14 protein-coding genes are annotated in these 25213 nt (G+C 61.4%); 8 read left to right on the top strand and 6 right to left on the bottom strand.

Translation table 11 applies throughout. The features are described 5' to 3' along the window. The first annotated feature begins 76 nt into the window (after positions 1-76). Both N688_RS12650 and N688_RS12645 read left to right on the top strand, forming a co-directional pair. Positions 77-1090, top strand: a complete 1014-nt coding sequence (locus N688_RS12650) for a branched-chain amino acid ABC transporter permease (RefSeq protein ID WP_052889613.1) — start codon at positions 77-79, stop codon at positions 1088-1090. A 241-nt stretch (positions 1091-1331) separates the two neighbouring features. Continuing rightward, positions 1332-2216: a class I SAM-dependent methyltransferase gene (locus tag N688_RS12645; protein ID WP_052889612.1), complete on the top strand. Its 885-nt coding sequence runs from the start codon at positions 1332-1334 to the stop codon at positions 2214-2216. 189 nt (positions 2217-2405) lie between these two features. Here N688_RS12645 and iolB read toward each other — a convergent pair whose 3' ends face one another. Then, positions 2406-3275, bottom strand: coding sequence for a 5-deoxy-glucuronate isomerase (gene iolB / locus N688_RS12640; protein WP_081838804.1), 870 nt, complete (start codon positions 3273-3275; stop codon positions 2406-2408). Positions 3276-4022: 747 nt separating this feature from the next. On the opposite strand from iolB, the gene N688_RS12635 reads away from it, so the two are divergent. The 6 genes from N688_RS12635 (at position 4023) to N688_RS12610 (ending at position 14423) form a co-directional block, all read left to right on the top strand. Next, on the top strand, positions 4023-7358 hold the full coding sequence (locus N688_RS12635) for a GH92 family glycosyl hydrolase (RefSeq protein WP_081838803.1): 3336 nt from the start codon (positions 4023-4025) through the stop codon (positions 7356-7358). A gap of 241 nt (positions 7359-7599) precedes the next feature. Beyond that, entirely contained in the window at positions 7600-8946 is a 1347-nt protein-coding gene (locus N688_RS12630; protein ID WP_156025406.1) for an ROK family transcriptional regulator, read from the top strand. Between the two features lie 690 nt (positions 8947-9636). Next, on the top strand, positions 9637-11043 hold the full coding sequence (locus tag N688_RS12625; protein WP_052889610.1) for an ABC transporter substrate-binding protein: 1407 nt from the start codon (positions 9637-9639) through the stop codon (positions 11041-11043). A 315-nt stretch (positions 11044-11358) separates the two neighbouring features. Continuing rightward, positions 11359-12282: a carbohydrate ABC transporter permease gene (locus N688_RS12620; RefSeq protein WP_081838802.1), complete on the top strand. Its 924-nt coding sequence runs from the start codon at positions 11359-11361 to the stop codon at positions 12280-12282. Then, complete coding sequence (locus tag N688_RS12615; protein ID WP_081838801.1) at positions 12279-13199, top strand: carbohydrate ABC transporter permease; 921 nt, start codon at positions 12279-12281, stop codon at positions 13197-13199. Before N688_RS12620 ends, N688_RS12615 begins: the two co-directional genes overlap by 4 nt. A 339-nt stretch (positions 13200-13538) precedes the next feature. Beyond that, entirely contained in the window at positions 13539-14423 is an 885-nt protein-coding gene (locus N688_RS12610) for a TIGR03560 family F420-dependent LLM class oxidoreductase (RefSeq protein WP_052889609.1), read from the top strand. A gap of 168 nt (positions 14424-14591) precedes the next feature. Here the strand turns inward: N688_RS12610 and N688_RS12605 are convergent, their stop codons facing one another. The 5 genes from N688_RS12605 to N688_RS12585 all read right to left on the bottom strand — a co-directional run bounded on the left by N688_RS12605 (position 14592) and on the right by N688_RS12585 (position 24848). Continuing rightward, positions 14592-15476, bottom strand: coding sequence for a class I SAM-dependent methyltransferase (locus N688_RS12605; protein ID WP_052889608.1), 885 nt, complete (start codon positions 15474-15476; stop codon positions 14592-14594). A gap of 107 nt (positions 15477-15583) precedes the next feature. Next, positions 15584-16483: a class I SAM-dependent methyltransferase gene (locus N688_RS12600; protein WP_052889607.1), complete on the bottom strand. Its 900-nt coding sequence runs from the start codon at positions 16481-16483 to the stop codon at positions 15584-15586. Between the two features lie 108 nt (positions 16484-16591). Beyond that, positions 16592-17473 carry a class I SAM-dependent methyltransferase gene (locus N688_RS12595; RefSeq protein WP_052889606.1) on the bottom strand — a complete coding sequence of 294 codons (882 nt, stop codon included), beginning with the start codon at positions 17471-17473 and terminating at the stop codon, positions 16592-16594. A 212-nt stretch (positions 17474-17685) separates the two neighbouring features. After that, the gene (locus N688_RS12590; RefSeq protein WP_052889605.1) at positions 17686-21522 is read right to left on the bottom strand and encodes a P-loop NTPase family protein; all 3837 of its coding nucleotides are present in this window, start codon (positions 21520-21522) and stop codon (positions 17686-17688) included. Beyond that, positions 21519-24848 (bottom strand): hypothetical protein, encoded by a 3330-nt coding sequence (locus tag N688_RS12585; RefSeq protein ID WP_052889604.1) that lies wholly within the window; start codon positions 24846-24848, stop codon positions 21519-21521. The genes N688_RS12590 and N688_RS12585 overlap by 4 nt, the downstream gene beginning before the upstream one ends. Positions 24849-25213: the final 365 nt, after the last annotated feature.

Here is a 25213-nt window from a genome sequence, read left to right as displayed (position 1 = left end):
AGAGCGCGGTGAAGTGGCTGTCCGGCTGCGCTGCGGCTGGACGCGGCAGCACGAAGCGAGCGGGAGGATAATCGCTATGAGTAGTGCCCTGCTTGAGCGGGTGGCGACCGGAGCACGTTGGCGGAGTTGGCTCTATCGCGGACTGGGTGCGGCGGCGGCGGTCGGCTTGCTGGCGTTGCTCGGCGTCTTGATCCCTCTGGACTGGGTGACAACCCTGTCTTCGGTCTTTATGTATATCATGCTGGCAGAGGGCTGGAATATTCTGGGTGGCTACGCCGGCTACCTCAATTTCGGCATGGTGACCTTCTTTGGCGTTGGCGCCTATACCGCCGGCGTACTCTGCACTCAGTATAATGTCCATCCTTTGCTGACCATTCCGCTGGCGGGAAGCGTCGCCACAGTGGTAGCCCTGCTGGTGGGGGTGCCGGCCCTGCGCTTGCGCGGAGTCTATTTCGCTATTCTGACGCTGATCATCAGCTTTCTAACGCAGGTGCTGGTCACGAATCTCGGAATCACAGGAGGCGCCAGCGGAATCTATATGCCCGCTTTGCCATTCGATGCCTTCACAAACGAACAAATATTCTATTATGCTTTTCTGTTCCTGATGGTGTTGACGGTGCTGCTGGCCTTCCTCATCGAGCATGCACGCTTTGGCTATGCCCTGGTGGCCATTCGTGAGGATGAGGACCCGGCGGAGATCCTGGGGGTGCGTACGACCTGGCTGAAGACGCAGGCCCTGCTGTTGGGCGCCTGTATCGCTGGCATTGCGGGGGCAATCTATGCCTTTCATACGAGCTATATTGAGCCACAAGGAACCTTCAGCCTGGATATTTCGATCGATGTGGTGCTGATGAGTCTGGTCGGGGGCCTGGGCACCTGGCAGGGGCCAGTCATTGGGGTGCCGCTGATGCTGGTGACGGCCCAGGTACTGCGCATTCTGGCCGGCGAACTGCCGTTCTTGGGGACCGCGCTCCCGCCAGAGTTTGATCGTGTGGTCTTTGGAGTGATCCTGATTCTGGTGGCGCTCCTGGCTCCCTCTGGCGTCATGGGCCTGGTGCGCCGTGTGCGCGGACGCCGCTTGACGGTCTAGGTTTTGTTTGGCTCGATTCCCTGACATAGGCAAGGGCCAAAGAGCGCCAGGACTTGTCAGGCGCTGCCTTGCTCTGCTATGCTCAAGCAAAGAGGCAAAACAGGCGGGACCGCCCAGCGAGATAGCTCTGATGAGATCTGGTGTGACATGACACGGAATTGGCAACGCTGCTACCTTTGCTGCGGGTGATCTTGCCTTCTAAGCGAAATGCAGTCAGTGCAGCGAAGAGGAGAGCAAAGTCATGGCTTCCCCTGATGAGCATGATGCAGCCAAGACAGAAGCCGGGGCAGGCTCGACCTATCATATTGATACCGAGCAGGCTGCCGAACTGGCGCGTCTCATGCAGCAGAATCGTCTGGCGATCGAGGCAATGGGGGGCGTCTTCCCCGAGGAGCTGGCTCTTTCGGAAGGGGGGCGTGTCCTTGACCTGGCCTGTGGGCCGGGGGGCTGGGTGCTGGAAGCGGCCTTTCTCTATCCCCAGGCCGATTTCATTGGCGTTGATATCAGCCCGAGCATGATCGAGTACGCGCGCGCCCAGGCCCAGGCGCGGCGCCTGGACAACGCTGGCTTCATGGTCATGGATGTCATGAAGCCGATGTCTTTTCCCGACGCCTCCTTTGATGTCATCAATGGACGCTTGCTAAGCAGCTTCATGCTGCCGGCGGCCTGGCCCGAACTCCTTAAAGAGTGCTGGCGCCTGCTCAAGCCAGGCGGGGTGCTCTGTCTCACAGATACCGAGGGGCCGCTGACCAATAGCGAAGCGACCGAACGCTTCTTTGCCTTAAGCTTTCAGGCCCTCAAGCGTGCTGGCCAGAGCTTTTCCCCGGACGGGCGCCATATTGGCATCACTCCGCAGCTGGCACCCTTCCTGCGCCAGAGCGGCTTCGAGCAGGTGCGTCTGCGTGCCAGCGCCCTGGACTGGTCCAGCGAAGCGCCAGCCCACTACGGCTTCTTCAAGGACGTCATGATTTTGCTCGAGGTCTCGCGCCCCTTCCTGGTTCACATGGGCCTGGCTACCAGAGAAGAGCTGGAGCGGCTGGCTCAGCAGGCCCTGGCCGAGATGCAGGCCGGGGATTTCCGCGGCCTGGTAGTGGCTGTAGTGGCCTGGGGACGCAAGCCAGCCTGACCTGAATAGCCGGCCCTGATCGGGTCGCTCACGGCCCCACGGGCGTCCCCATCTCACGCCTGCGCGCCAGCAGCTCGAGATAGCGCGCGCTGTGGGCCTGCTGCTGCGGCGCGCAGCCGGTGGACGCGACCATGTTCCAGTGTGTGCGCTTCCCATAACAGTGCAGACCCGCTCCAGCTGGACCTGACCTCAGCCGCCCGCGTGCGAAGCGCCGGGGCGTAGCACGGTGCCCATAATCGAGCCAGAGGGCGGCAGCAGGCGCCGGAAGGCGGCATCAACCTGGTACTGCCAGGCCCGACGCGGACCGGCCATGACGTTCAGATAGTACAGGTCGCAACCCGGCACCGCCGCCACCGTATGGTAGCCGCGCGGCACCAGCACCAGCTCACCATCGTGTACTGTCATGGTCTCGTCCAGCCCGTCATAGGTGTAGACACGCTGAATGGCAAAACCATCCGCCGGCTGGATATGGTGATAGTAGGTCTCCTCAAGATACGACTCGTGCGGCGGATTCTCGGTATCGTGCTTGTGCGGCGGAAACGACGACCAGTTGCCGCCTGGAGTGATCACCTCGACGGCGATCAGACGCTCAGCCTCCTGGTCGGTATCCAGAATATGACGGATGCGGCGCTCTGTCTGGCCAGAGCCGCGAAGCTCTAGACTGATATCGCTCGGCCCGATCAGGCGTGCTGGTAGATGCTGCTCGGTTGCCGGCGCCGCGGCCACAGCGATCTCCATTTCCGCGGAGCGACAGACGATCTCGTAATGCCCATCGACGGAGAGATAGAGGGCGTAGGGAGAGCGGTCGTCAAAGACGCTCAGGCGCTCACCCACTTCCCCCAGCGCCTGGCCGTTCAGCCAGGCTTCGCCTACACCCGTCAGAATCATCACCAGGCTCTCCTGACCCTCCGCCGCTCCGCTGAGACGCTGGCCTGCGCGCAGGTGATAAACCGTGAACGATACATAGCGCCAGCCAGCCGAGGACGGGGTAACCCTAAGCCTCGCCTGCAACCCCTCGGCCTGGGCCGGCCCTGGGCTTGGACGAATGAGCAAACCCATACCAGACTCCCTCATAACTGTTACACTGAAGAGCGCTGCCAGGCGACAAGCTCTGGTCTTGTCAGCTGGCCAGCCTCTCTTTGCTCTGACTTGCTCCCTTGCTCGCTTATCTGCCTCGCGCTCTCCGCTCTTCCACCTCCTACCATGATAATCGAAGGCCACGGCTCTTGAATAGAGGCACAACGAGCAGACAGAAAGGAAGCGCTCTCGCCCCTGCTCGCACAAGCCCTGATCCCGCCGATCCGCCGGACGCGGGCGAGTCAGACGACCGCTCCTTGCGCTGGCCCTTCTTGACGCTGCGGCTGTCTGTGCTGAGCCGCAAGCGCTGCAGTTGGTTGGTACACTTGACTATCTTACAGGGGCCGTGTATCATTACTCTTGTGAAAGTAAGATAGGCAAATGTACCAATTAATCTTGGGAAGCGCCAGCTAGAGAAGCAGCAGCCTCAGAGACAGACCTGGCTGGCGGGGTGCCCTTCCCGCAAGCGATCCTTACGCTGATCTCAGGGCCAGCTGGGGGAGCGTGGCCCGAAGACAGCCTGTTCCACCGTTGATCTGGTTCGTCCGCAGCGTTGCCGGAGCAGTTGCGGCTCCATCGTCGCGGCTGCGTGCGGTTCACGACGTCCTCGCAGTGCTGTGATGTCGCAGTAGTGACTGTGACGGCGCTCGGGGAACATGGCGCAGTCAGACGGCCTATCGACGAGGGAGATGGTTGCCGCTCGACGAACGAGATGAGGAGAACGCCACGATGAGGTACGTCACGAGCGCGAGATTCTGGCTCTTTCCCTTCATCATCTTGACCGTACTGCTAGTCATCCTGTTGACCGGTTTACCGGAGCTGACGCTGGCGAGGCAGCGAGCGCCGACGCCGGTCCAAGATACTCACCTGGCCGATCTGGTTGATCCTTTTACCGGCACTGGTATCCAACAGGGAGCACCCTTCGGCGGCGGCGACACCTTCCCCGGGGCCGACCTCCCCTTTGGCATGGTGCAATGGAGTCCCGACACTGTCAGCTATGTGCCCGGTGGCTACTGGTACAACGACAACCGCCTACGTGGCTTCAGCCTGACCCATCTCAGCGGCGCCGGCTGTAGCGCCTATGGCGATATTCCGTTCATGCCCTACCTTGGGGCCGTCAGTGACTCGCCGGCGGCGGACCCCATGCGCTACATTGCCACCTTCTCCCACAGCAACGAGCAAGCCAGTGCTGGCTCCTATGCCGTCACCCTTGATAGCGGCGTCAAAGTGGAGTTGAGCGTCACCCAGCGCAGTGGTGTTGGTCGCTTCACCTATCCGCGCGGGCAGACTGCGACCATGCTCGTCAACGTCTCTGGCTCGGCCAATGGGGCCTTTGACGCTGAGGTGACCATCGACCCAGCGAGCCACAGCGTTGCGGGCTGGGTTAGCAGCGGCCATTTCTGCGGGGCCAACGATGTCTATCGCCTCTACTTCTGGGCGAGCTTTAGCCAGCCCTTTGCCAGTATCGGCACCTGGCATAACAACGCTGTCAGCCCCGGCAGCCGCAGGGCGCGGGGTGGCAGTCAGGTGGCTTCCCAGGTCAGCAAGGTGCAAGCAGCTCAAGCCCAGCTGGCGCGTAGCGCCCGGCCTTCGCCTGCTCTTGTGCAGGCAGCCCGCCAGCACCCAGATGTCACCGTCTCCGGCCCCGGCTCGGGCGCCTTTGTCACCTTCGACACGGCGCGCGACAACGTCGTCACCGTCCGGGTCGGTCTCTCCTTCGTCAGTGTCGACAACGCGCGCCTCAACGTCGATAGCGAAGATCCCGCTGGCGACTTTGACCAGGTGCTCCAGCAGGCGCAGGCGACCTGGAACCGCTGGCTGAGCGAGATTCAGGTCAGCGGCGGCACCACGACCCAGCTCACTACCTTCTACACTGCCCTCTACCATGTGCTCCTGCAGCCCAACGTCTTTTCGGATGTCAACGGGCAATACATTGGCTTCGATGGTCAGGTGCACACGCTGCCGCGCGGCCACGCTTTCTATGCCAACTACTCGGGCTGGGACATCTACCGCTCAGAGATCCAGCTCCTGGCCCTGCTGGCGCCCCAGGAGACCAGCGACATCGTTCAGTCAATGGTCCTGGCCTACCAGCAGAGTGGCCAGTTGCCCAAGTGGAGTCTGGCCAACAGCGAAACCTATGTCATGGTCGGTGATCCGGCTGATCCGATCATCGCCGGAGCCTACGCCTTCGGGGCGCGTGATTTCGATACGCAGGCCGCCCTGGCGGCGATGATTCATGAGGCGACGCAGCCGAACGGCATTCGGCCTGGCCTGCGCTACCTGGACGAGCTGGGCTACTTGCCCCAGGACGGCGGCTACGGTTGCTGTGGCTTCTACGGGCCGGCGGCCACGCAGCTCGAGTACGACAGTGCTGATTTCGCCATTGGGGCCTTTGCTCAGGCCCTGGGCGATCAGGAGACGGCGCGGAAGTTCATGACCCGCGCCCAGGACTGGGAGAATCTGCTCAATCCTGCCGATGGCTACCTGGAGCCTCGCAACGCCGATGGCTCTTTTCCTGCTTCTTACGATCCTGCCAATCAGGCGGGCTGGGTCGAGGGCAACGGGGCCCAGTATAATTGGATGGTGCCTTTCAACCTGCGCGGCCTCTTCGATGCCCTCGGCGGCAATGCCAAAGTGCTGCCACGGCTGGATACCTTCTTCTCTCAGCTCAATGCCGGCCCAGACCAGCCCTACGCTTTTCTTGGCAATGAGCCAACGCTTGAAACGCCCTGGGAGTATGACTACGCCGGCGCGCCCTACAAGACCCAGCAGGTGGTACGCCAGGCGGTCAACACGCTCTATGCGCCTGGACCGGGCGGCCTGGCCGGCAACGATGATCTCGGAGAAATGTCCTCATGGTACGTCTTTGCGGCCCTGGGCTTCTTCCCTATGGTGCCCGGCACCGCCGACCTGGTCCTGGCCAGTCCCCTCTTCCCGAGCATCAAAGTAACGCGCCCCAGCGGCCAGGTTATTCAGATCAACGCGCCCCAGGCCGCCGAGAATGCGCCCTACGTGCAGAGCCTGCGCGTCAACGGGCAGACTACGACGCGGCCCTGGCTGCCGCCCTCCTTCGTCGCCCAGGGCGGCACTCTCGACTTTGGGCTGGACACGGCACCGAATACCACCTGGGGCAGCGACTCTGCCGATGCCCCACCTTCTTATACCACCGGCCAGATGGCGGCTCGCATCAGCTTCTCGCCGGCGCGGGCTAGCCTGGCCCCTGGCGCCACCACTCAGATCGGTCTGATGGCTCGTGACCTGCTGGGGAATACTCAGCGCGTCAGCTGGAGCGCTCACCCCTCTGACGGCCTGAGCGTCTCGCCGACCAGCGGCAGTTTCAGCGTGCCGACCTATGGCTCCGCCAGCCAGACGCTGACCATCAGTGCCGCGGCGAATCAGCCAGAGGGGTATGCGACTGTGACCTTTAACGTGCAGACCGCCGATGGCTCCACGCTGCCCACCGTTACCTTGCCGGTGCTGGTCTCCCCTGCAGGCAGCCTGCTGCCGCTCGTGAACAACATTGGCATCTCAGACGATACTACGCCGACCATCGCCGACTTCGATGGCTCGCATTTTAGCTACTCGGCCCAGCTTCTGGCCAGTCTGGGCTACAAGCCCGGCGCCACCGTCACCGTCAATGGCGTCAGTTACACCTGGCCCAATGTGCCCGTTGAGACTCAAGACAACGTCCAGAACGCTGGCCAGACCATCCAGGTCCCACCCAGGGCCGGGGCCACTCAGCTCACTTTCCTGGGCAGCGCTACGAATGGTCCATCGGTCGGCACGGTGACCATTACCTACACCGATGGAAGCACCCAGACGGCCCAGCTCGGTTTCAGCGATTGGACGCTCAACGCCGGCGCCGGCTCGCTCGCCTACGGCAATGTGGTCGCTGCCCGGATGCCCTATCGCAATAGCAGCTCGGGCACGCCGCAGGAAGTCGAGACTTACCTTTTCGCCAGCGCCCCGATCACCCTGGAGGCCGGTAAGACCGTGACCAGCATTACCCTGCCGGCTACAGTGAGCCAGGGCCACTTGCACCTCTTTGCTTATGCCCTGAGCTAACTATGGTCGGTCTCTGTCAGCTCACTGCTGAGGAGAGCGCTGGCCGTCTTGGGAGCAGCCAGCGCTCTCTTCTTCTGCCTTCTTCTGGCTTAGCTTAGTTGCGACGATTGACAAACTAAGATGGCCGGTGCTACAATCCTCACCACCGGTGCATGGAACGGTATTCCCTCCGGGCTGCAGGCTGCCAGGGGTGGAAGCCTACGAGCGGGAGGACAAGGGGCAGAAAGGTCTCGGTAAGGCTGTGGAGAAAGCTATTCATTCGCTGTTGGCTGATATGCGTGCGCGGGAGGGGCGCGCGGAGGAGCTGGCCAGCGCCTCGGCGCTGCGAGGGGCTGATCTGCATCGCATTCGTCAATTCAATCGTCTGCTGGTGCTCAACTATATTCGCGAACATGGGCCGCTGGCGCGCGTCATGTTGGCTCAGCGTCTTGGGCTGTCGCGCACGACCGTGAGCAGCATTGTCGAGGCCCTGCTGCGCGAAGGGTTGGTGCGCGAGGGGCATCTGCTCGATGCCACGCCGCGTGGAGGCCGGCGCGCCATTCTAGTGCATTTTAATACGGACGCGGGGCGCATTCTTGGCCTCGACGTGGGCCGGACCCATGTAAAGATGATCCTGACCAATCTGGCGCCGGAGATCGTGGCGCAGCGCGCGCTACCTTTTGATACCGGGCGCGGGCCGGAGGAGTGTCTGAGGCTGCTGGTGGCCGAGGTGCGGCGTTTCCTTGAAGAGCAGGGGGTTGGCTGGCAGGCGCTGCTTGGCGTCGGGCTGGGTATTCCGGGGCCGCTCTCGCCGGATCTGCGCCGCCTCAGCTCGCCGCCCCATATGCCCGGCTGGGATAACCTTGATCTCTGGCAGCGACTGCAGGCTGAGTTTCCCTGTCCCCTCTATATCGATAATGATGCCAACATGGGGGCGCTCGGTGAGAGCCGCTGTGGTGCCGGGCGCGGCGTGGGCCAGATGGCCTATATCAAGGTCGGCACTGGCATCGGCGGCGGCCTGATCATCGATGGGCGCATCTATCGTGGCCATACTGGCAGCGCTGGCGAGCTGGGTCACCTGAGTATCGACGAGAACGGTCCGTCTTGCGTCTGTGGCAATCGTGGCTGCCTGGAAACGCTGGCGGGAGCGCGGGCGATTGTCGTTGATGCCTGCCGTGGGGAGTCGTTGCGGCGCAAGCTGGAGGGAGCAAGTCGAGAAGCGACCTTCCCTGAGCCAGTGCTGGCGGCGCGCGCGGCGGCTGGAGCGGTCGATATTGCCGATGTGATCGAGGCCGCCCGGCAGGGGGACGCTGCCAGTGTGGCTGCCATTGAGCGCGCCGGCGAGCGACTTGGTCTGGCCCTGGCCGGCCTGGTGAATCTGCTCAATCCTGCAGTCATTGTGCTGGATGGTGGGGTGGCGCGTGCCGGTGAGCTGTTGCTGGCTCCGCTGCGTCGCGTTGCTGCCTCGGTCAGTCTGCCCGCTGCCTGGAAAGGGACGCAGATCCTGCCAAGCGCCCTGGAGGGCAATGCCATCGCCCTCGGCTCCGTGCTGACCGTGCTGGATGCCGCCTTCTCGCTTCCCGCTTCAGCTTTCCTGGCTGCACCCTGATGGTCGTGGCCGCACACGCCTGAGATCGGGCGCCAGATGCCTGGTGAGCCAGCGGTTGATCTGAATGACAAGCAAATGGAGAACGATCGACAGATACGCTGCACTCTTGAAGAAGATGCGCTGTCTTAGAAAAGTACGAGCTTTCTAAGGCTGGCTATGACGGCCTGACGGGCAAATACTCTGGACAACTGGAGCCGGGTATGGTATCCTCATTCTCGTGAATAGAAGGGAACAAGGGGAGATGCAGGGCATATTCAGGTTTTAGCGCTATTGCGTAGGGAGTGGGGGAGGCAGAGCATGCTCCCTGTTTCTCGTTCTGTGACCAGGGAGAAGCGTCCTTCGCTGCTGGTCGTTTTATCTCTCCCTGTCGGATGGCCTGGCCGAATGAGATAGCGCCCTTGAGCAGAATCCTGCCTGTTGTAGGCTGCGCTTCCCCTTTCCTTCTCTTCCTTCGCCTCCAGCTAGTCGCAGCAAGAGCCGATCCGCGCGCAGTCGTAGTGTGGCGGGAGAGGGGACTTTACGGCTGCGGTCTGGGGTGGTCGAGTCAGTCGATCTCTTCTTGCCCGCTCGCTGCTCATCAGGGAGCGCGCTTCGCTCTCTGCGCGGCGAGTGAGGAGACGCCAACAGCGTAGCGACGGAGCTTCTCTGTGGTCGCGCTCTACTCCTGCAGCACGAGGAGGTCGGTGAGCGATGAACATCTATGATCGGCGTGCACGGAAGGAGTTAGACCTGCTGGTTGAGGAATACCTGACCACCAGCACCATCAATCGGCGCCAATTTCTACAACGAGCGACGACGGCGGGGCTGAGCCTGAGTGCGGCGACTGCGCTCCTGGCGGCCTGCGGTGGCACGAACACGGGCACTTTGAACACGAGCAGTGGCAGCGTGCCGAAGGTTAGCTCAATCGATGTGCTCACCCAGCTCAGTGGTGCGGAGCTGGCGGCCTTCAATGCCATCAACACGGCCTTCACCCAGAAGACGGGCATCAAAGTCAATGTAGAGCCGACCAGCGATCTGCGAGCCGTGCTCAGCACGCGCGTGCGTGGCAACAATCCCCCCGATGTGGCCGGTATGTCGAGCGTGCCCGAGTTTCAGCAGTATGCGGCTCAGGGTAAGCTGCTCCAACTCGACAGGTTTTTCACTATGAGCCAGATAGAGCAGCAGTACGCGCGCATCTGGCTGGATGTCTCTTCCTACAATGGACACCTCTATGCGGTCATCCCGCGCGTCAACACCAAGAGCACGGTCTGGTACAGCCCGAAGCAGTTCAAGGCCAATGGCTACACGCCGTCTCAGACCTGGGATGAGATGATTGCCCTCTCGAATAAAATCGCTAGCAGCGGTAAGTATCCCTGGTCGCTGGGGGTGGAAGGTGGTTCCTCTACTGGCTGGCCGGCGGCGGACTGGGTGGACCAGATCTATCTGAGCCTTAATGGCCCCGAGCTATCGCAACAGTGGGTCGAGCACAAGATCCCCTGGACTCATCCGAGCGTCAAGCAGGCGTTCCAGCTCTTCGGTGAGATCGTCAACGGCAGGCACTATATCAGCGGGGCGCCGCAGTCGATTCTGGCCACCAATTTCCAGGACGCCGCCTATCTGCCTTTTGAGAACCCACCGAAGGCCTATATGTACTTCCTCGGCGACTTCACGGCGAGCTTCCTCAAGACCCAGTTCCCCGGTATCCAGCCGGGCGTCGACTTCGACTTTTTCCCGTTCCCGACGATTACTCCTCAGTATGCGAACTCGGTGACAGGGATTGTCAATATCCTGTCGGCCTTCCGCGACAACGATGGGACGCGCCAGTATATGGAGTTTCTGGCCTCGCCCGAAGGCCAGAGTATCTGGCCAAAGCAGGGCGGCGCGGTCTCCGTGAACAAACAGGTGCCCCTGAGCGTCTATCCTGATCCGGTTTCGCGCCGCACCGCCGAGCTGCTGCTCAACGCAAAGTACTTCAGCGTAGGCCAGGATGACCTGCTGCCCTCGTCGATGGAGCAGGAATATTGGAAAGGACTACTGGCCTATATTCAGAATCCTTCGCAGCTCGATAGCATCCTCCGCTCGTTAGAGGATGCTGCGACACGTCTCTATTCTTCCTGAGAGAGTCAAAAGTGTGGGCGCTTACTTTCCAAAACGGGAAGCGAGATATGGCAGGTGAGAGATGCTTGAAGGAAGCCGGGCCGCTCGAAGGGAGAAGGAGTAGAAAAGGAGAGGGATCGCTCCCAGCGCTGCCGCTGCCTGGGGCCGGTCCCTCTTGCCGTTGTTGGCTGCCTTGTTTGTTCGCCTTGTCTGGCTGCTTGGCTCGCTCTGACTCGCTCGGACCCGTTTGGGCGTCTCCTTCTTGGAGAGGGAGAGAGGAAGGTAAGGGCGCGAACGAGGGCTAACTGCATGGGACGAAGGGAGTGAGTGACCGCTATGGATCTCTCCATTGAAAAGGCTGTTCCCGTGGCGCTGCCTCCGCGCCGACGTCGGCTGCGCTTGCCGGTAGAGGCGTGGGCCTGGATTGCCCCCGCAATCATGTTGTTGCTGCTCTTTTTCGTCTACCCCTTCATCAACACTATTCAGCTTAGCTTCGAGAATGCCGATTCGACGCGCTTTGTGGGCCTCAAAAACTATCAGGCGATCTTTACTGATCCTGAGATGCTGGCCGTGCTCAAGAATAACCTGCTCTGGTTGCTCTTCGGCACCCTCTTGACGGTGGGGCTGGGGCTGGTCATTGCGGTTCTGGTGGATCGGGTCAAGGTCGAGGGCCTGGTCAAATCGGCGCTCTTTATTCCGATGGCCATCTCGATGGTGAGCGCCAGTATCATCTGGCGCCTGGTCTATCTCTATCGCTCTCCTGATCAGACGCAGATCGGCCTGCTGAATGCCATGTTGGGGCTTTTCAAGCTGCCCCCACAGCCGTGGCTGGTGAATCCCAGCGTCAACACCTTTGCCTTGATCGCTGTCTATGTCTGGATGTGGACCGGCTTCTGCGTGGTGGTCTTTTCGGCGGCCCTCAAGGGGCTGCCCGATGAGATCATAGAGGCGGCGCGCATCGATGGGGCCAATCGCTGGGTCCTCTTCTGGCGGGTGATTGTGCCGATGATTAGTCCCACCATCGGTGTGGTGACGACCACCATGATCATCAACATTTTAAAGACGTTCGATATTGTCTACGTGATGACTGGTGGCAATTACAACACCGATGTGGTGGCGGTCGAGTTTTACCGCCAGCTCTTTACCTTTGAGGACTATGGCCTGGCCAGCGCTTTGGCGGTCTTGCTGACGCTGGCAATTCTGCCTGTGATGTACCTGAATATTCGCCGTATGCGACTGGAGGAAGGAGGCCAGGCATGATCGGACAGCAGGTACAGCAGCCGCTGATTCCAGGGCTGGCGCCAGCCCGGCGGCGCCCGCTGCCCGGGCGCCGGACCTGGCTGCGCCGCCTGGGCGATCAGGTGATCACGGTAATCGCTCTGCTGATCGCTGCCGTTTGGTCGCTGCCGACGCTGGGCTTGCTGATTAGCTCGTTTCGTCCTCCCGGCTTGATTTCGACGACGGGCTGGTGGACGGCCCTGCTGCCGCCCTGGCATTTTACTCTGCAGAACTATGTCCAGGTGATCACGGCGCAGGGCCTGGGGCGCGCTTTTATCAATAGTGTGATTATCGCGGTGCCGAGCACGGTCCTGCCTGCTCTGATCGGCTCGTTTGCTGCCTTCGCTTTCGCCTGGATGCGTTTTCCGGCGCGCAAGGCGATCTTTTTCGGGGTCATTACGCTGCAGATTATTCCTTTGCAGATTGCCCTGGTGCCGTTGTTGCAGGTCTTTACGAATATCGGGTTGACGGGGCAGTATGCGGCGGTCTGGCTGGCTCATACGGCCTTTGGGCTGCCTTTTGCCATGTTCCTGTTGCGCAATTTCTTCGCCGCTTTGCCGCGAGATCTGCTGGAGGCGGCCTATGTCGACGGGGCTTCGAATTTCCGCCTCTTCTGGACGATTGTCTTGCCGCTGTCGCTGCCGGCTCTGGCCTCGCTGGTGATCTTTCAATTTCTGTGGGTCTGGAATGATCTGTTGGTGGCCTTGATTTTCTTGGGCGGCAATCCGCAGAGCGCGCCGATGACGCTGACGGTGGCCAGCCTGGTCGGCTCCTATGGCGAAAATGATCAGGTGCTGACGGCGGCGGCCTTTTTGTCGATGGCGCTGCCGTTGGTGATCTTCTTTGCGCTGCAGCGCTACTTTATCCGCGGCATTCTGGCTGGCTCAGTCAAGGGCTAGTCTGGCTGACCTGTCTTCGCAAGGTCCGGGCAGAGAAGGGAGCAGGCGCGTGTAGTGGCGCTGACCACTCTCGGCCTGCTCTCTTGTTGTCTGCTGCGGACTGGGGGCCGGCGCTTCGGCTTCGGAGGGAGAACGTTGGAGAATCCGCCAAAGAATCGCTATGATTGGCCAAACGCCGATGGTCTGGGGGATGTATAGTAAAGCGTTAACCTGGCGACAGGTCTGGCTCGCTTGCTGGAGGGTGGCGGAGCTTCCGGCGCTGTTGGTAGGGCTGGGCTGGTGCTGCCCAAGGTCTGCTTGCTGGCTGCCAGAGGGTAACTCTCAGAGGAGGTTTTTTTGATGTACGTTGGACTGCAGATTCCGTCGTTCAAGGGCCCTGGTGGGACGGCTGCAATCCGGTCCAGGTTGAAGGAGGTGGCGACGAGGGCGGAGGAGGCGGGTTTCTATAGCCTTTGGTTGATGGATCATTTCTATCAGATTCAGGGCTTGTTCGGGGAAACGTATAGCGACCCCATGCTGGAGTGCTATACCGCGCTCGGCTATTTGGCCGGGCTGACGGAGCGGGCCTATCTTGGGGTGCTGGTCACGGGGGTAATTTATCGCTATCCCTCGATTTTGCTCAAGACGGTGAATACGCTCGATATTCTCTCTGGTGGACGGTCCTATTTCGGTGTGGGGGCCGCCTGGTATGAGGAGGAGGCTCGTGGTTGGGGTGTTCCCTACCCGCCGCTGGGGGAGCGCTTTGAGCTGCTGGAGGATACGCTGAAGCTGGCAAAGGCGCTGTGGGCAAGCGATCAGACCGCCTTTGAGGGGAAGCATGTTGTCGCGCCCGCCATTACGAATAATCCTCGCCCGCTTTCTCAGCCGCATCCGCGCGTGATGATCGGTGGCTCAGGCCCCAAGAAGACGATGCGCCTGGTGGCTCAGTATGCTGATGCCTGCAATATCCTTGCGCGTCTCGGGCAAGAGAAGATGCAGCAGGCCCTCGATGCGCTCAAAGAGCATTGCGAGGCGATAGGCCGCGATTATGGGACGATCGAGAAGACGTTTCTGTTGACCGTCCATCTTTCGGGCAACGATACGGCGGAGAGCGTGCGCGCGCGTTTGAAGGACCTGGCTGCGATGGGCTTCACTCATGCCATTGTCAATCTGCCGGATCTGTACGAGCTGAGGCCGCTGGAGGTCTTTGCGAAGGAGATTATCCCGGCGGTGGCTGAGTTCTAGGGAGGGGGAGGGCAGGAAAGGGGGGAGAAGGAGACCGCCGCGGCTCATTCATGGTGTGCCTGATGGGGACTCCTTCTCACGCTGCTCTTGGTGCTGCTCCTGGCCTGGACCTGGCTTGTGCGCTGGCCCAGGTAGGGGAGCCGTCAGCAGAGCTGGCGGCAGGGCAGCTTAAGCGCTGGCGTGGGGCTGCTGCCCCCAGACGGTGAGCCAGGGCCAGACGGCGCAGAAATCCTCGCCCTGGGCCTCGGCGATGGCCTGCTGATAGAGTGGCTCCAGCTCCTCCTGAGCGATGACGCCGGTCTTGAGCAGGAAGGGTTTGATCAGTTGGAAGAGGACGAAGAGATCTTTAAAAAAGGCGTAGTGCATGGGGCTGTCGCTGGACCACTCGACGGCGCCGGCGCGCAGGCGGACATCCTGGAAACCGGCCTGGCGCAGCAGGCGCGGCAGGACGGGGGTGATGCCGACGTGACGCCCGTCGGGCGAGAAGCTCTGGCCAACGCGCTGGAGGGCGGCGGCGATCAGAGCGAAATAGCGCTCGGTGGCCGGGCTGCTGGTCAGGCCGAATTCGGTTTCGGTGAGGCGGATGATGCCGCCGGGCTTGAGGAGACGGCGACATTCAGCCAGCAGGTGCCGCCAGTCCTGGGGCCGCATGAAGCTGAAGAGGGAACGTCCGTTGATGAGGTCGAAGGAGGCCTCGGCGAAGGCCAGGGGTTGGGTGATATCCATGATCTCGAAGGAGATGTTCGAGAGGCCACGGGCCTGGGCCTGGGTGCTGGCATATTCGACGGTGCTGGGGTTGATGTCGACGCCGATCACTTCGACATGGGGGTACTGAAAGGCGACTTCGCAGGCCCAGCCGCCAGGACCGCAGGCCAGGTCAAGCAGGCGCCCGCCTTCGGGGAGGGTCTGGCCTTCGGGGAAGAGGCCGCCCATTGCTTCGGTGATCAGGCGATCCTGTTGCAAGAGGCGGGCCAGCTCTTCGGCCTGGCCTGCGTCGATAGGGTAGGTGCCGGCCTGGGGCTGGGGTTGAGACTCTGGCTCAAAGGCTGTCATGTGCCTGGTGCTCCTTTCTTTGCTCCTGACTTGCTGACTGAGCGCCGCCCGTGGCTGGCGTCTGATCCTGCTGGCTGCCACGCTGACAGAGCAGGCTGTGAGCTTCCTTAAGCGCTGGCGTGGGGCTGCTGCCCCCAGACGGTGAGACCGGTGGCAATGGCGTAGAAGTCGTCGGCTTGCATCTCGGCGATGGCCTGCTGATAGAGCGGCTCCAGCTCCTCCTGAGCGATGACGCCGGTCTTGAGCAGGAAGGGTTTGATCAGTTGGAAGAGGGCGAAGAGATCTTTAAAAAAGGCGTAGTGCATGGGGCTGTCGCTGGACCACTCGACGGCGCCGGCGCGCAGGCGGACATCCTGGAAACCGGCCTGGCGCAGCAGGCGCGGCAGGACGGGGGTGATGCCGACGTGACGCCCGTCGGGCGAGAAGCTCTGACCGACGCGCTGGAGGGCGGCGGCGATCAGAGCGAAATAGCGCTCGGTGGCCGGGCTGCTCGTGAGAGGGAACTCGCTTTCGGTGAGGCGGATGATGCCGCCGGGCTTGAGGAGACGGCGACATTCAGCCAGCAGGTGCCGCCAGTCCTGGGGCTGCATGAAGCTGAAGAGGGCGCGCCCGTTGATGAGGTCGAAGGAGGCGTCGGGGAAGGCCAGCGGCTCCATGACGTTCATCACCTGGAAGTGGACGTTGGAGAGGCCACGCGAGCGGGCGTAAGTGATGGCGTACTCGACGGTGCTGGGGCTGATGTCGACGCCGATCACTTCGACGGAAGGATGCTGAAAGGCGACTTCGCAGGCCCAGCCGCCAGGACCGCAGGCCAGGTCAAGCAGGCGCCCGCCTTCGGGGAGGGTCTGGCCTTCGGGGAAGAGGCCGCCCATTGCCTCGTTCACGAGACGGTCTTGCTGGATCAGGCGGGCTAACTCGTCCACCTTCTCGGTATCAATAGGATAGGTGAAATCGGTCTGAGACGCTCCGGCTGGCGCAAAACCCTCGTTTTCTCGCATATCAGTCATGGTTTGGTCTCTCTCTCTCTCTCTCTCTTCCTTTCCGCTCTTGCTGTCAGACCGACAAGAAGAAGAGCCTGTTGATTGCGGCTGATGACGGACGCCCGCCCTGATTCTTCATGGCTGGCGTCCCCAGGCGGTTACCCAGAACCAGACCGCAAAGAAGTCGTCGGCCTGCATTTCTGCTACCGCCTGCTGATAGAGCGCGTTCACTTCCTCGGCCCGTGCCACGCCCGTCTTCACAAGAAAGGGCTTCAGTAGATCGAACATGACGGATATATTTTTGAAGGTGCTGTAGTGGTAGGGGGTCCCGCTGGACCACTCCAGCACGCCGCCGCGCAGGCGGACCTCGTTGAAGCCGGCCTGGCGCAGCAGGGGGGCCAGGACGGGGGTGATTCCCAGGAGGTGCCCGTCGGGGGAGAAGCTTTGACCGGCCCGCTTGAGCGCTTCCGAGCAGAGGGCGTAGTAGCGTTGGGTGGCCGGGCTGGTGGTCAGGCCCCACTCGCTTTCGGTGAGGCGGAGAAGGCCGCCGGGCTTGAGGAGGCGACGGCATTCGGCCAGCAGGCGCGGCCAATCTTGAGGCCGCATGAAGCCGGCCAGAAAGCGGGCGTTGATCAGATCGAAAGAGGCGTCGGAGAAAGCGAGGGGCTGGGTGATGTTCATCACGGCGAAGTGGGCGTTACTGAGGTTGCGCGAGCGGGCCTGCGCATTGGCGTATTCGACGATGCTCGGGCTGAGATCGACGCCGATGACCTCGGCCTCGGGATAGTGAAAGGCCAGTTCGAGGGCCCAGCCGCCGGGGCCGCAGGCCAGGTCAAGCACCTGGGCGGTGGCTGGCAGCGTCTCCACTTCGGGCAGGAGGCCGCCCATTGCTTCGGTGACCAGGCGGTCCTGTTGCATCAGGCGGGCTAGCTCTGCCGCCTCTTCGGCATCGATGAAATAGGTCCCCCCCTCGCTGGCGGGCTGGCTGGGGGCCGTGGGTTCTTCAGCAGCAGACATATACTAGCAGATCTCCTCTTCTTCTGTTCAGCTCATCTGGTGATGCTTGGGAGAGAAGAGAGCAAGCCAGGGCATGCTCATCCTTCCGTGCCTGCGGCGTCCGCTGCAGTCGTCACCGGCCCGCGGGGGAAGGTCTTGCCTAACTTGCCCTTTCCTGCAAAAGCATACCAGCCTGTCTCACACTTGACAAGCATGTTTCTTTCTCTCTTCGTTTAGGGCTGCTCCTCCTGATCGCTTCTGGCCAGCAGCATATTGATGATATTGAGTTCGTGGGACATGAACAGGTAGTGATCCAGGAAGATCTTGCGCCGCGCCTCGGGCAAGTTGTAGCTGCGGAAGATCACAAAGGGAAAACGCTCGTAATGGCGGCCTAGGGGAAGAGTGCTATCGATGGGATAGAGGGCGCGCAAGTAGCTTTCGAGCAGCCGACGAAAGCTGCTGGAAGGATCGAGCAAGCTCTCCCGCTGGTTCTGGAAGGCGCTGCGGAAGACCTCACTGAAGAGGAGAGTATGCAATGGAATAGCGTAGTGCTGATCGCCGTGCTGTGTCTCCTGTCCAAGGTGGGGGATGACGGTATGCTCGCAGGCGATGCGCTGCAGCTCCTTGATGAGTAGCGTGGCTTCCCTGAGCAAGAGGCGAACCTCGTCGTTGCAGTGTTCTTCCTGTCGCAGTCGCTCCATGCGCCTGAGCAGCTCCTTGTCGTGTTGGCCGGTGTGCAGGAGCTGCAGCAGGCTGATCCAGTAATCTTCTCGCAGGCGCCGCTCTCCCAAGGGCACAATCAGCAGGCTGCCGGCGATGTAGGCGCGCTCCAGGGGGGGGAGCCTCAGCAGGTGCTCGAAGCCGCCGATGACGGCCTGCTCAAACTCGTGCGGAAATTGCTCCAGGATGCTCAGATATGGGCGAGGGTGGTCGGGACCCTTGTCTTGCTGGGCCGCTGGCCTCGTTTGCTGGCGGGCGCGTCGACCTGAGACAGGCGGACTCAGCTCGATGCGTGCCTCGCTGAGGAGGCTAATCAGGTACTCGGCTACTTCGCGAAAGGCTGGGTTCTCGGGATGCTGGTGGCGCAGGTCATCGAGCTGATCGACCAGGCGCCCCAGGCGTGAGGTCAGGCTCTCGCCGGCGGAGAGCACGGCCTTGCCGCCGATGGGGATCATCAGGTAGCGCTTGCTCCCGATCTGACCCTCGCCTTTGATGCGCGTCAGCAGGGCGGTCTTGAGAATGAGCAGGATGTTGAGCAAGGCGAGCAGGCTCTCGCGCAGGGCCGGCTCGCGCTCTTCGCTCCGACTGTAGAGGAAGCGATCGGTGAGATAGAAAGTGATGCTCTTCTCCGTCTGGTCAAGATCGCCGCCGCGCCCGCGGTAGATGACCTGGAGGATCTCCATCAAGTTCTGCTCGATGGCGAAGCGTGGCACGTCGACCAGGATTTCGCGGGCGCGCTCGAAGGAGAGGCCACGGCTGGCCGAGGCGGTCATGAAGATGGCGCGCACCTGATTTTGATAGTCTTTGACTTTCTGTTTCACTTCCTCAGAGATGTTGGCGTGAATGACCAGGTAGTCTTCGTAGAGCTGGAAGCGCCCCAGGCGGTGTTGAAGCTCGGTAATCAACTCTGCCAGACGCTGCTTGTCCTGGATGTAGACCAGGACCTGCGGGGCCTCGGGCTGCTCAAGGATGGCTTGCAGGTCGTCCAGGATGCGCTGCTGCAGCCCGTTTTTGAGTTGTTGGCTGGTGACGCGCAAGGCGGCCCCGTCTTCGTATGACTGGATCTCCAGGCCGACCCGATAGCGCAGGCGTAGGGCGCTGGCCGGGTAGCCGTTGGCGTTAATGCCGACGGCCTCCTGCCGCTTAAAACGAAAAGCGCTGCGGCTCAGAGGCTGTGGCGGCTGGCCGGCGCGCCGGAAGTAGATCTTGTCCGGTTCGTAGGCGCTGTCTTCCAGGTGACGCTGAATGAGCTGGGGGTCGACGATCGAGGCGTCGGCTACGATGACCTTGCAGCAGATGGCTGGGTTGTTGAAGAGTTGGTACTGACTGAGCAGACTGTGAATGCCCTCGACGAAGGCTGCGCCGCTTTCGTCGCCGGTAACCTCATCGATCATAAAGAAAACGTATTTGATGCGTTGGCCAAGCTGCTCCAGTGCTGCTTCTTGTAGGACGCCCTTCTTGAGGAGGCTCTGAAACATACGCTTGAGGTGCTGCAGCGTAGTGGCCTGCTCGTGGCTGGTGCGCCGGAGCGATTGGACGGCTACGGTGGCGACGATGGTGTTGGAGAGCTGCCCTGTCAGGGCAGCGTCGATGGCTGCGCAGAGGCTCTTGAGAACACCGTTGACGCTCTGGCCGCGGTCGATGAGCAGGCCCTCCTCGACTTCTTCTAATCGGCGCTCGCGCGGTCGTTGCTGCTGGGCATCGGGGCCATCTGCGGGCAGGAAGTCGACGTCTCCCAGCGTGAAACGTCCTTGCGGCTGAGATGAGTAGTAGTGGACGGTGCGTCTGCCGCTGTTGGCCTGGATGTGGGCGGAGTTGGTTGTCAGGGCCAGCAGGGTGTCGCAGCGTGGGTGAGCTGGACTGTCCTCTTGAAACTTCTTGATGATGTCGAGGTTGACCTGTTTGCGGGGGCTGACGTAGATGAACAGAAAGCCCTCGCCTTGCCTGGCGCGCGCTTTGAGAAAGTTGACGATGGTGGTGGTTTTGCCGATGCCGGGGGTGCCGGTCAGGAAGAGGTAGGGAGTAGGTTGCTCTAGTTCGTGAAGGACAAGCTCAGCATGTAGATCGCGCAGCTTGCGCCCCTCACAGGGTGTGTCGGGGAAGAGGGCCTGTAATTCGGGCGTCACCTGCTCGGCGCTTAAGGGGGCGTCCATGCAGACAAAGTCGGTGAGCTGCTCCTCATGAGAGATCCAGTACAGGCCGTCTTCCTGGCCGGGCTGCTCCAGGAGCTGTCGAATGAAGTATCTGCCCTCCTGGAAGGAGCGCCGGACGTAGTTGCTGATGACGGTCAGCAATTGCTGGCGGCTGGCTTCGATTTCCTGGCTCTTGTCGCGCTCGCGGTAGATCTCGGCGCAGGTTTCCAGGACGGAGAGCTGGTCGCGGCGCAGGGTCATACTGTTGCTGCTGCGGTCGGTGTAGCCGATGATGTGAAAGGTGATGTGGTCCTCTGGCTGGACGATCTTGTGTTGGGTGAGGAAGTGGTAGAAGCTGTAGGCGTAGCTGGCGGCCTGGATGAGCTTGTAGCTCTCTTTGTCCTGGCGGCTGAAGGCCTGGAAGTAGCGCTTGAGACCGGTGGCCAGCAGTTCCTGGCCGCTGACCAGGGCGGCATCGGTGTCGATGCTGAGGTTGGAGAAGACGCTGCGGGTGCGCATGTAGCGTAGCTCGCGCAGTAGCAGGCCGCGGATCTCGTCGACTGCGGTGAGGCTGACGGCGTCGCCGAGACTGCGGACGCTGAAGACCGAGAGGTCGATGCAGAGCAGATGCCAGCGCTTGCCCTGCCGCAGGAGGAGCAGCAGGTCGGCTTGAGGAAATTGGCCGCGTCCGCGATAGCTTTCGTAGATCTGCTCGCTGGGAGGTAGCTCATAGCCATGCTGGCGCAGTTGCGCCAGGAGCTCGGCGAAGGCTTGCGTCTCATCTTTCCCGTAGGTGTCCAGGCTGTTGGGGCCATGAAAGCGGCATTGCAGGTAGATGATTTCTGGTGTCGCGCGGTTCGTAGCTGTACAAGCCGCCAGGAATTCCTGGAAGAAGGTGAGGCCGCCCAGGTAGCCACGTAGCAGGATGAAGAGCGCCCAGCGGCGCAGTCGGTCGCGATCCCAGGTGCTGAAGACGCGGCTGCGCTTGCTGAGCTGGCTGTAGAGCGGCTCAAAGTGGAGGTGGGCCAGCTCCTGGCGGTAGTAATCGCGGGCCCCGCAGGGCAGGTGAGGCGCCTGCTCCAGTGCGGTGAGCAGGCCGGTGGCGAAGCCAATTTCAAAGAGCCGCCCCATGTCCTCGGCAAAGGAGCGCTGGCCGGTAGGGGTGGACTGAGCTGGCTGTGGCGATTCCTGGTGGGCTGTTGGTGTGGTGCTCGTCATGCTCTTCCTCTTCCATCTCGGTGGGTAGTAGCTTCGGGGTGCTCCTGACGCTCTTTCCGGGGCGGATGATCTTGCTTCTCCTCCAGGGCGCTCAGGACTGAGCGAACGTGTGCCAGGAAGCCCAGCATGTTGAAACGGCACTGGCCTCTCATGTGGGGAATGATGGCCTGGGCGCCGATGCTGCGGTCTCCAATGATGCGCTTGTAGGGGTCAAGCTTCATCATTGGGGAGGACGGCTTTTCGAAGCGCATGAAGTGCAGGAGGGTGATGGCCTCGATCAGGTCGTGCTTGATGGTGCCGGGCTGATCGGGGGCCAGCAGGTCGGACCAGATGTATTGTTCGTAGCTGGGGTCCTGGTCGTAAACGTTGGTGACGGTGGAGTAAGCCATGACGCCGTTGTAGACGCGCTCCTGCGACACGCCTGCTCTGACTCCAGCGGGCACTTTGTAGCCGGTGTAGAGGTTGAGGAACATGACGGTGCGCTTGCTGGGGTCGTTGACGACGTCGGCCAGCTCGCGCAGCTCGTCAATATAGAGCGACTCTTGATCTTGCTTGGCGGTGCCGGGCGAAAGATCCAGGACGTAGTAGAGGTCGCAGAAGATGGGGTAGACACGCAGGTCGCTGGCGGCTTCGCGCATGGCCTGGATGATCTCCTGACTCATGAAAAACAGCTCGTGGGCCCCGCCTTTGGTGAGGCCCAGGGTACGGCTGTAGGGGGCGTGGGCCACGTAGAGCAGGTGACGGTAGCCCTGCTGAGCGCAGTAGTGCGCCTGTTCGATGATGATGTCGGGCCGTGTGTGCATGCTCTCAGAGGGGTGATTGTCGGCGAAGGTTCTGAGCCGACGCAGCACCAGGTCGCTCCCTTTCCGCTCCAGGCCCAGTACTTCGCCGTAGATGGTGGCCAGGTAGTCATCGCGCGCCTGGGTACTGTAGTCGCATTTGCGGCTGGAGACGACCAGGATGGCCACTTTGTCGAGGCGCCCTTGCTGAGCCTGGTCAGGGCTGGTGGCTGTGGCGGGCGCTCTTGTAGGCTTGAAGCGGTGTGGCAGGGACGAGTAGAGCGAGCAGAGGGCACTTTTGAGCCGATGGAGGTCATTCCCTTCTGCTTTCAGGGTCTGCTTGTGCATGCCCTGTGAACTGGTCAGGTAGTCGGCCCCGAGCAAGTGCTCCAGTACTTTGGTGATGCTGTGCAGGATGCTTTCGTCGTTGTAGTGCTCCTGGCCGGCCTCTTCTTTCCTGGTGTGAATGCAGATGAGCGGAAGAAAGAGCTTGTCTTCCTGCCTTTCCTGCTGAGAAAAGGCGCTCTTGACGACCAGCTTGATGAAGAGGTAGGCCAGTAGGATGTAGGTGATGCGGTAGACAAAGGCCTCCGCCGAACGGGTGGCCAGCCCCTGGTAGTGGTAGCCGTAGCCGAGAGCGATGTGCCGCAGGCCGCCGAAGCACTGCTGGAAGAGTTTCCTATTGAGGTCTTTTTTCTGCTGATCCTGCTCTGTGGGGACCAGGATGACGGGCAGAGCCTGCAGTTGCCCAAGGTCGTAGCTCATCGAGTAGCCACGGCTGGTCTCCTCGTGGGCCTCTGTCCTCTGGAGGAAGTAGAGCGGTTCGATCTGGAGGCTGACGTCGAGTTTACAGAGGACGTCGCTGCTGATCCTGGCCTCCTCAATGCTGATGTATTTGAGCAGCTCCCGCCGGTGGGCCTCGTCAAAGAGGGTCTCGTCAGCGAAAATGTGGTGCTGGATGAAAATCTGCTCGGGGTCGCGATTGAGCAGGCCGCTGTTCAGGGAGACCACCAGGTTGGTGCGGTAGGGGCGCGAGTGGTTGCCGGCTTTTTTGAGGGAGGCAACCAGCACGCTGCGCAGCTCTTGCAGCAGGGCTGAGGTGCTCTTGCGCCCCTGAGCTTGGGACCCCTTCGGCTCCAGTTCAGCAGCCAGTCGCTGGAGGGCTGCGTCCTTCTCCTCTTGGGTGCCGCCCCGCAGGACGGGCAATAGCTGTTGTTCAAAGTCCTTCTCCGGCTGGTAGGCAGGGGCTTCCCAGTGCTTGAAGGCGAAGAAGTAGAGGACGGCTACGCGGACGATGCGCGTGTAGAAGGCGTCAAGAGTGCCGTTGCTTTCGGCTTCTTTCCGGCGTTCTTCGAAGGCAGATTTGCCCGGTTGGAGCAGGGCCAGATGGAAGTCAAAGGACGGCTCTCCTTCGCCGCCGTGGACATGGACGTTGCCGTTGAGCTTGAGGCGCAGGCCGTGGATGAAGCGTTTGAGTCCTTGCTGCTCGTTGATGATTTCGCCAAGCTGCCCGACAACTTCGCCGAAGATGGGCAGCGGATCGAAGGCGTCGGCCCGTGAGAAGAGGTCGCGCAGGTTGATGGACTGCTGGGTCTGGCCGTAGGAGACGGTGTAGTGGCTGTCGGGATAGCGCTGGATGTAGGCTTCAAGCTGGCGCAGGCGCTCGATCAGGGTCTGAAGCAGGCCAGCGGCTCTGCGCTCCCGCTCGCCTGCCTTGGGGTCGTTGGTGAGGCCCGGCCTGATGTAATCGAGATAGTGGAGGCGCGCGGTGCGCTGGATGCGGGCCAGAACCTCATCGGTGATGGTCTCGCAGAGGCGGCTGATCTGGGCGGCGACGGGCCCTTCTTCTTGGTTCAGGATGGCCTGGGCCTCTTTCAGTTCCTCTTTATCTTTATTATCGTCTTGCTGGCTCTCGTGCAGGGCCTCAAGGTGGGCGCTGATGCCCTGAATGAGGTGTGCTCTGAGATCTCTGATTCCCTGAACGTCGATGGTCAGTTTGTGACCCTTCAGCTTCGTCTCATGGGTGAGGCCAGGCTGCTTCTGAAAGTGCAGGCGGCGCCGCTTGACTGACGTTGGCTCGCTGAGAGGATAGAGCAGATAATTGCCCTTCTTCTTGCTTGTTCCCAGGTTGAAGTCGCCCGTGTTCGCAAAGCTGCTGAGCGGCTGCAAGAGACTGTGAGCGTATTTGGCAGGCTCCTGGTTGGAGAGGTGGCAGATAGTCGTGAACATCTGGCATAGCGGTTGCCAGATGTGTTGCTCCAGATCGCTGCTGAACTTGCTCCGCGCCTTGTCGTCGGCGAAGTAAACGCTGGAGTAGCCCGCGCTGTAATCGCTCTCAATGGTCTGGGGAAGCGGCTTGGTCTCCTTGGCTATCGCATAGGCCAGGGCTCCCAGGTTAAAGATGAGCCGCTTCTCCTCTATCCACAGGATCTTTTTTAGCAGGTGTTGCTCTCGTTGTACCCTCTTCAGTTGGGTGCCGATGGCTTCGAAGAGCCGGCTGTAGTTGACAGCGGCCAGGTGCCGCTCACTTTGATGAAGTGTACTCATAGGAGAAAGCGCCCTCCCCAGGTGTCAAGACAACGGTTCTGCTGAATGGCTGGCTGGCTGGCTGGCTGGACCAGTTGGGGCGCGTCGCTGGACCCTCACAGCTCATTCCCCCGGAGCGCAGGGACTGCAAGCGCGCCTTTTTCTAGTGAAACGCTGGCGGTCTCTCTTTTTTTTGTGACAGAAGATGTCGGTCAGGCCCCAGCGGTGAGCGTCGGAGAAAGACGCCCGCTATGCCAGTACATTGACAGCATCGGGAGCAGTATTCTTTGCGGCGGTGAAAAAAGCGGTTGGTGCAGGGACAACTTGTGCATGTGGAGAGGCAGGTCCTGGTGAGCGGGTAGATAAGGCGGCGAGGGTGAGAGAGC

Origin of the sequence: Thermogemmatispora carboxidivorans (assembly GCF_000702505.1) — a bacterium.
In the GTDB taxonomy this organism is placed as follows: Bacteria; Chloroflexota; Ktedonobacteria; order Ktedonobacterales; family Ktedonobacteraceae; genus Thermogemmatispora; species Thermogemmatispora carboxidivorans.
The sequence above is the reverse complement of the archived record's forward strand: the minus strand, read 5'-3'. Positions and strand labels throughout refer to the sequence as shown.

Coding starts and splice junctions, on each gene's coding strand:
- N688_RS12650 (WP_052889613.1), top strand. CDS start 77: ATGAGTAGTGCCCTGCTTGAGCGGGTGGCGACCGGAGCACGTTGGCGG.
- N688_RS12645 (WP_052889612.1), top strand. CDS start 1,332: ATGGCTTCCCCTGATGAGCATGATGCAGCCAAGACAGAAGCCGGGGCA.
- iolB (WP_081838804.1), bottom strand. CDS start 3,275: ATGGGTTTGCTCATTCGTCCAAGCCCAGGGCCGGCCCAGGCCGAGGGG.
- N688_RS12635 (WP_081838803.1), top strand. CDS start 4,023: ATGAGGTACGTCACGAGCGCGAGATTCTGGCTCTTTCCCTTCATCATC.
- N688_RS12625 (WP_052889610.1), top strand. CDS start 9,637: ATGAACATCTATGATCGGCGTGCACGGAAGGAGTTAGACCTGCTGGTT.
- N688_RS12620 (WP_081838802.1), top strand. CDS start 11,359: ATGGATCTCTCCATTGAAAAGGCTGTTCCCGTGGCGCTGCCTCCGCGC.
- N688_RS12615 (WP_081838801.1), top strand. CDS start 12,279: ATGATCGGACAGCAGGTACAGCAGCCGCTGATTCCAGGGCTGGCGCCA.
- N688_RS12610 (WP_052889609.1), top strand. CDS start 13,539: ATGTACGTTGGACTGCAGATTCCGTCGTTCAAGGGCCCTGGTGGGACG.
- N688_RS12605 (WP_052889608.1), bottom strand. CDS start 15,476: ATGACAGCCTTTGAGCCAGAGTCTCAACCCCAGCCCCAGGCCGGCACC.
- N688_RS12600 (WP_052889607.1), bottom strand. CDS start 16,483: ATGACTGATATGCGAGAAAACGAGGGTTTTGCGCCAGCCGGAGCGTCT.
- N688_RS12595 (WP_052889606.1), bottom strand. CDS start 17,473: ATGTCTGCTGCTGAAGAACCCACGGCCCCCAGCCAGCCCGCCAGCGAG.
- N688_RS12590 (WP_052889605.1), bottom strand. CDS start 21,522: ATGACGAGCACCACACCAACAGCCCACCAGGAATCGCCACAGCCAGCT.
- N688_RS12585 (WP_052889604.1), bottom strand. CDS start 24,848: ATGAGTACACTTCATCAAAGTGAGCGGCACCTGGCCGCTGTCAACTAC.